The organism is Pseudoalteromonas sp. BSi20439, from assembly GCF_000241165.1.
In the GTDB taxonomy this organism is placed as follows: Bacteria; Pseudomonadota; Gammaproteobacteria; order Enterobacterales; family Alteromonadaceae; genus Pseudoalteromonas.
In genome coordinates this window covers 1-6,870 of sequence record NZ_BADW01000104.1, presented here as the reverse complement: position 1 = coordinate 6,870, position 6,870 = coordinate 1, and the positions used below count along the sequence as shown (strand labels likewise).

The window sequence follows — 6,870 nt, the reverse complement described above, 5'->3', positions numbered from 1 at the left end:
CGCCTAAACGATAATTCGTTTAGGCGTTTTTTTATGGGTAATAATTTGTCGCTTAGTAATAAGTCACTTTTTTCACTTCCCGTGGCTTTATCTCACCTATGTACAAGTCGTGCACGCGTTTCATATTAAGCTCAAGCTCGGTTATATACATATCATTAACGGCATATGTTTTTATAATTTGCGCACCTTTAATGATGCCTTGTACTTTGCTTTGTAAATAATCATCTTGGGCAATAGAGCCTGCAACCGTTGTACCTGCGGTAATTTTTTGCCCGTATACTTGCTCTGTTAGTTCGCGATAAGCCTCGAGCTTTGAAGCCTTAATCGCCATAAGTTGTTTTTGAGTGTCATTACTTCCCGACTGCAAACTAATGGGCGCGTACCCTATTGCTTTTAATACAGGGTAATTATTTGGCTCAACATATTTATATTCAACGTGCTTATCAAATATATTGCTACAACCGCTTAACGTTAAGCAGCCTAATGTGATCATTAATGGCATTACTCGCATCATACAGGGCCTTTAAAAACTAATTAAACTCAGTTATGCACGTTTAATGCCAGTGATACCTATATTCTGTAACAACAAATAATAGTGGTACATTACTTGCTGAGACTCATTAACGCTAACGTTTAATTGGAGTAAGAGTATGAAGTCGTTTTTAAAAGCAGTATTAGCAGGATTAAGCACCACTGCGGTATTAACGTTTTCACCTTTTACCCACGCTCAGTGGTATGAGTCTACAGGCCATGCGGTTATTCAAAATAGCGACATTCCCGGTGCAAAGGCCGCTGCAATAAAAGATGCAATTACCCAAGCCCTTGTATTCTCTGGGGCACGGGTGAGCTCGGTGCAAACGCTTGTTGATGGTGTTTTAACCCAAGATCAGCTAAAAATAAGTAGCCAAGGCGAAATTCAAAAAATAGAGCTTGTCAGTGAAAACCGCAGCAGTGATGAGTTTGCAATTACCTTACGCTTAGATATCTTTGCGCAAACAGAGCAATGTCCACAAAGTAACTTTAATAAGTTTATAGCTGTCACGCAAAGCCAATTAACAAATCGTGAACAAGCGAGAATGGGTCAAATATTTGACATTAACAAAGCAGTCAGTAAAAACATTTATACCTCGTTGCAAAAATCAAAAATGAGTGCAATACCCGTTGCCTATTTCAATAAAGCGATAAAAGTCGATACTTACTTTAATCAACAACATGACTACTCTAATAGCCAGTTAGAGGAAATTTCATCGCGCAGTAACGCGCAATATGTGTTGTTAAGCCAAATTACCAGTTTATCCACCAGCGATAAACTCAATAGCGACTATGCATTTTGGCAAGATGAAAGCTATCAGCGTCACTACCAAATAGAGTTTAGTTTATTTAATGGCACTACTTATGAGCCCTTATGGCAACAAAGCTATCAAAGCCAAGCCATCTGGCCATTTGAAAAAACAGCCATTATTGATGTAAACAGTAATCGTTTTTGGCAGTCGCCTTTTGGTCAAAGTATTAGTGAGATAAACCAAACCCTAAGTTACGATTTGCAAGCAGCCATGGCGTGTCTACCCACCCAAGGCAAAATTATGCACATGGAAAATAATAAACTCGTCATTAATTTAGGAAAGGCACATGGCTTAGAAAAAGGCCAACAGCTGAGTATTGCTCATCATAATTATTTAACAGACGCGCAAGGCAACACCATGCCGCATACTATAACCACTTTGAACCGTATTCGTGTAGAGCAGCTATATCAGCATAGCGCCATTGCCGTCAGTATTAATGATCAGCCTTTACCGGGCGTACAAATTAACGATATTGTGGAAGTTGCAACGCCCTAAAGTACTTGGGCTAGCTTAACTTTTAAATTATCGTGAGCGCTTAACCAATCAGCTAACTGCTCAACCCCAGATAAATGCGGGTAATGCTTTCGACAGGCTAATACAATATTACGTTGCTGATTAGGAAAAATAGGCAAATAATGAATTCCCTCTCGGGGTATTGCAGCAAGTTTTGGCACAAACGTAACCCCATCGTCCATTGCCACCAGCGCTAGTAAGGTTTCTAAGCTGTTGCCTTGGTACTGGCTAGAAACATCCACTCCTGCCGAAAAACAAAACTGCTGAGCTTGATCTTTAAAGCAATGGCCATCACTTAACATTAATAGGTTACTGCCTTGAAGATCTTGCAGTGCTACCTTTTTATTTACAGCTAAACCGTTATCAGCAGATACCGCAACTAAAAAATCTTCTTTATATACATTAATCGTATGGTAATTTTTTAGTTCAGGCACATCCGCTAAAATTGCAAAATCCACCTCGCCACTGTCTAGCTCAGCTAAAATGGTAGAAGTTTGCATTTCAGTAAACGAAAACTGGCTTTGAGGAAATGCCGCTTTCATTGATGTAAGCAGCGTAGGTAATAAATACGGAGCAATAGTAGGAATAATGCCAATACTTAGTTTGCCCTGTAACGGTTGGTTAGAAGTAGCAGCCAGTTCTTTTAATATTTGAGTTTGCTCTAATATAAGGTTGATTTGTGTCAACAAACGTTCACCTTGGGTTGTTAAGGTAACGTGCTTAGTTGAACGGTCAAATAAGATAACCCCTAATTCTTGTTCTAGCTTTTTAATTTGCCCACTCAAGGTGGGCTGGCTTACAAAGCAAGCGTCGGCTGCTTTACGAAAATGTTTAAAATGCGCAACGGCTTTTACATATTCTAAATCTTTTAAGTTCATATTTACACTTAACCTGATAGCTTATGCCTATCAGTTTAATACAAACAAACGATTGGAACTATATTTAATTGTTCGCCATAATGGCTATCAACAAATCAAGAGGAACTAAAAACATGTTAAACAATATTGAAGGTCAAACAATCCCTAACGTTACATTTGCAACGCGTCAAAACGACGAATGGAAATCAGTAACTACTGATGACATTTTTAAAGGCAAAACAGTCGTTGTGTTTTCACTACCTGGTGCATTTACACCAACGTGTTCATCAACTCACCTACCACGCTACAACGAGTTAGCTGGTGTACTTAAACAAAATGGCGTTGACGACATTGTTTGTGTATCAGTAAACGATACCTTTGTAATGAACGCATGGGCTGAACATCAAGAAGCGCAAAATATTACCTTACTACCAGATGGTAACGGCGAATTTACTGACGGCATGGGTATGCTAGTTGATAAAAACGATTTAGGTTTTGGTAAGCGCAGCTGGAGATACTCTATGCTGGTTAAAGATGGCGTAGTAGAGAAGATGTTCATCGAACCAGATTTACCAGGCGACCCGTTTGAAGTATCAGACGCCGACACTATGCTTGATTACATCAACCCAACTCAAGTAAAACCAGAGGCGGTCACTCTATTTACTAAGCCTGGCTGTCCTTTCTGTAAAAAAGCAAAAGAGCTACTTACAGCTAAAGGCTTTGCTTTTGAAGAAATTGTAATGGGTGCTGGCGCATCACTTACCAGCCTTAAAGCGGTATCGGGCCGTGAAACCGTACCACAAGTATTTATTGGCGGTAAGCACATTGGCGGCTCAGACGATTTAGAAAAATACTTTGCTTAATTAAGTAAATAAAACAGGGGCTGCAACGCCCCTGTTTATTAAAGGAAAAACACTATGAAAGAATTGCAAACCGACGTTGTTGTTATAGGTGCAGGTACCGCTGGTTTAAGTGCCTACCGTAATGCTAAACAGTTTACTCAAAACGTACTTATGATTGAATCAGGCCCATACGGTACAACCTGCGCACGTGTTGGTTGCATGCCAAGTAAATTATTGATTGCTGCAGCAGAAGCCGCGCACTCAATAGAAATGGCACCTGCCTTTGGAGTTCACAGCTCAAAACCGGTTATTGACGGTAAAGCCGTTATGGCACGAGTTAAAAGTGAGCGCGATCGCTTTGCAGGATTCGTAGTAGAAGCCGTAGATGAAATACCTAACGAAGATAAAATTCGTGGCTATGCCCAGTTTTTAGACGCCAACCGCGTGCAAATAGATGAGCACACCATTATCACTGCTAAACGCTTTGTAATAGCAACAGGCTCACGCCCATCTTACCCTGGCGTATTTAATAATTTTGGCGACCGACTGATTATTAATGACGATGTATTCGACTGGGATGATTTACCAGAATCAGTAGCCGTATTTGGCCCAGGTGTTATAGGCCTTGAAATTGGTCAAGCACTGCACAGATTGGGTGTAAAGGTAAAACTATTTGGTGTAGGTGGTGCCATAGGCCCATTAACCGACCCAGTAGTTAAAGATTACGCTAATACCGTATTTGCAGAAGAATTTTATGTTGATACCGACTCAAACGTTTCTGATATGAAACAAGTAGGTAATAAAGCAGAGCTCACCTATACCGACAAACAAGGTGTTAAACACACCGAGCAGTTTGACTATGTACTGGCTGCAACCGGGCGAGTACCTAACACCGATAAACTAGGGTTAGAAAACACCGGTATAGAACTGGATGAGCGCGGCGTACCACTTGCCGATGCCCACACTATGCAATGTGGCGACTCACACATATTTATTGCCGGCGATGCCAGTAACATGATCCCACTGCTTCACGAAGCATCCGATCAAGGAACAATCGCAGGGCAAAACGCAGGCCGCTACCCTCATGTACGTGCGGGTTTACGCCGCGCTAAAATTGCTGCCGTATTTAGCGACCCACAAATAGCCATGGTTGGTGAAAGCTTTAAAGAAATTAGCCAACGATTAGGCAGCTGTGACTGCTTTGAAATAGGCGAAGTCAGCTTTGAAAATCAAGGCCGCAGCCGCGTTATGCTAAAAAACAAAGGTCACATGCGTGTGTATGCCGAGCACGGCACCGGCTTATTTTTAGGTGCTGAATTTATTGGCCCTCAAGCAGAGCACATTGCTCATTTATTAGCATGGGCTGTACAAAACAAAATGACTGTACCACAAATGCTTGATATGCCTTTTTATCACCCTGTTATTGAAGAAGGCCTACGCACTGCACTACGTGATTTAAACGCTAAATTAAAATTTGGCCCAGACATTATTAACCATTGTATGGAATGTGGCCCAGGCGCATAACACATCACTAATACACACTTGCTACTCAAAGCCAAAACCATTGTTTTGGCTTTTTTTATGTTAAAAACTGGTATATAAAATGGAGTTTAAACTGCTACACTCAGATTAATAAACAAACAAAAATGGACCGAAAATGAGCAATAATAAATATAGACTTGTCACTCGAAGCGATTTTGACGGCCTAGTGTGTGCCGTATTACTTAAAGATTTAGATTTAATCGACGATATTTTATTTGTGCATCCAAAAGACATGCAAGACGGTAAAATAGCCATTACCAGCAACGACATTACCACTAACCTCCCCTATGTTGCCGGTTGTCATATTGCATTTGATCACCACTTGAGTGAAACCGTTCGTAACGAAAGCGATATTAAAAACCACATTATTGACCCAGATGCACCTTCTGCAGCACGCGTTGTATACGACTATTATGGCGGTGCAGAGAAATTCCCTAATATTTCAACTGACATGATGGAAGCGGTTGATAAAGGGGATTCTGCACAATTTTCAAAAGATGAAATTTTGAACCCAACTGATTGGGTATTAATGAACTTTATTATGGATGCGCGCACAGGGCTTGGTCGTTTTCGTGAATTCAAAATTTCTAATTACCAGTTAATGATGAAGTTAATTGACGCCTGTAAAGATCACAGCATAGAACAAATACTAGAAATGGAAGATGTTGCCGAGCGCGTTGCTTTATATCACGAGCACAACGCACAGGCTAAAGAGCAAATAGACCGCTGCTCATCAGTACACGACAACTTAGTGGTCCTTAATTTAACCGAAGAAGAGATCATATTCGCCACTAATCGCTTTGTTATTTATGCCATGTTCCCCGAGTGTAATATCTCAATTCATAAAATGTGGGGGCTTAAAAAGCAAAATGTGGTGTACGCCATTGGTAAATCAATCACCAACCGCAGCTCAAATACTAATGTTGGCGAGTTATGCCTTAAATACGGCGGCGGCGGCCATTTAAATGCTGGTACTTGCCAAGTAGAAACAGGCAAAGCAGAGCAAGTACTGAGCGAGCTTATTGCTACGATCACTAGCGATGGCTGAGTTATAGCCACGGGGTTCGGGGTTCGGGGTTCGGGGTTCGGGGTTCGGGGTTCGGGGTTCGGCAAATTATTTTATAAAGCGGGCTAACTGATAGCTCGCTTTTTTATTATGCATAATTTAATGGAGGGCTTCTTTGAGCGAAAACCTGTCATTGATATTGGATAATATAATAGTCAATTGGGTGATCAAACTGCGCTTTGCGCATATATTCACGAAAATGAGCGACGCGCGCATATTGTTCTATTTAACTTTATTCAACGTTTTAGAAAACTTAGTGATAGTAATACCTTAGCTTATTTGATAAAACTATATTATGCAGAAAAATGAGCGTAGCGTCGGCAGAAATATGCGCGATGAGCGCACTATTAAATTGTTGAACTAAGCCGCTACGCGGAGATCCTATTCTTACCATTTGAGCCACACTTACCTTGGGGTTATCCCATAACTTGGAGGTAAGTCATGAATACACTCATTGAACAAGTCAAAACTGAAATAGCCTATCTTGGTTATTCACAAAGTACCTGTAAAAGTTACTGCGAGCATTTGCTTAAACTCAGCCATTATTTTAATAAACCACTCGATTTAATTACTGATGATGAGCTGAATATATTTTTTAAAGATCCCGCTATTCGCAAGCTCTCCAGAGCAAGCCAAAAAATACAGATAAACAGCATTTGGTTTCTGTTTAAGAATATTTTACACCGCCCACTTAACTTAGATATTGC

Annotated in this window: 7 protein-coding genes; 5 read left to right on the top strand and 2 right to left on the bottom strand. The window is 40.6% G+C overall.

Annotated elements, in window-relative coordinates:
• Positions 1 to 52: 52 nt before the first annotated feature.
• On the bottom strand, positions 53 to 511 hold the full coding sequence (locus P20439_RS09905; protein ID WP_036933530.1) for an LPP20 family lipoprotein: 459 nt from the start codon (positions 509 to 511) through the stop codon (positions 53 to 55).
• Between the two features lie 139 nt (positions 512 to 650).
• Between P20439_RS09905 and P20439_RS09900 the strand changes: the two genes are divergently transcribed.
• Positions 651 to 1,838 (top strand): flagellar assembly protein T N-terminal domain-containing protein, encoded by a 1,188-nt coding sequence (locus P20439_RS09900; protein ID WP_008466569.1) that lies wholly within the window; start codon positions 651 to 653, stop codon positions 1,836 to 1,838.
• Here P20439_RS09900 and P20439_RS09895 read toward each other — a convergent pair.
• Positions 1,835 to 2,734 carry a LysR substrate-binding domain-containing protein gene (locus P20439_RS09895; RefSeq protein WP_008466568.1) on the bottom strand — a complete coding sequence of 300 codons (900 nt, stop codon included), beginning with the start codon at positions 2,732 to 2,734 and terminating at the stop codon, positions 1,835 to 1,837. The genes P20439_RS09900 and P20439_RS09895 overlap by 4 nt on opposite strands.
• A 113-nt stretch (positions 2,735 to 2,847) precedes the next feature.
• Here P20439_RS09895 and P20439_RS09890 point away from each other — a divergent pair, with 113 nt between their 5' ends.
• The 4 genes from P20439_RS09890 to P20439_RS09875 form a co-directional block, all read left to right on the top strand.
• The gene (locus tag P20439_RS09890) at positions 2,848 to 3,576 is read left to right on the top strand and encodes a glutathione peroxidase (protein WP_008466566.1); all 729 of its coding nucleotides are present in this window, start codon (positions 2,848 to 2,850) and stop codon (positions 3,574 to 3,576) included.
• 54 nt (positions 3,577 to 3,630) lie between these two features.
• The gene (locus P20439_RS09885) at positions 3,631 to 5,079 is read left to right on the top strand and encodes a dihydrolipoyl dehydrogenase (RefSeq protein ID WP_008466562.1); all 1,449 of its coding nucleotides are present in this window, start codon (positions 3,631 to 3,633) and stop codon (positions 5,077 to 5,079) included.
• 133 nt (positions 5,080 to 5,212) lie between these two features.
• Positions 5,213 to 6,145 (top strand): hypothetical protein, encoded by a 933-nt coding sequence (locus P20439_RS09880; protein ID WP_008111813.1) that lies wholly within the window; start codon positions 5,213 to 5,215, stop codon positions 6,143 to 6,145.
• A gap of 459 nt (positions 6,146 to 6,604) precedes the next feature.
• A partial coding sequence (locus tag P20439_RS09875; RefSeq protein ID WP_193371994.1) for a phage integrase N-terminal SAM-like domain-containing protein occupies positions 6,605 to 6,870 on the top strand: 266 nt, incomplete at its 3' end.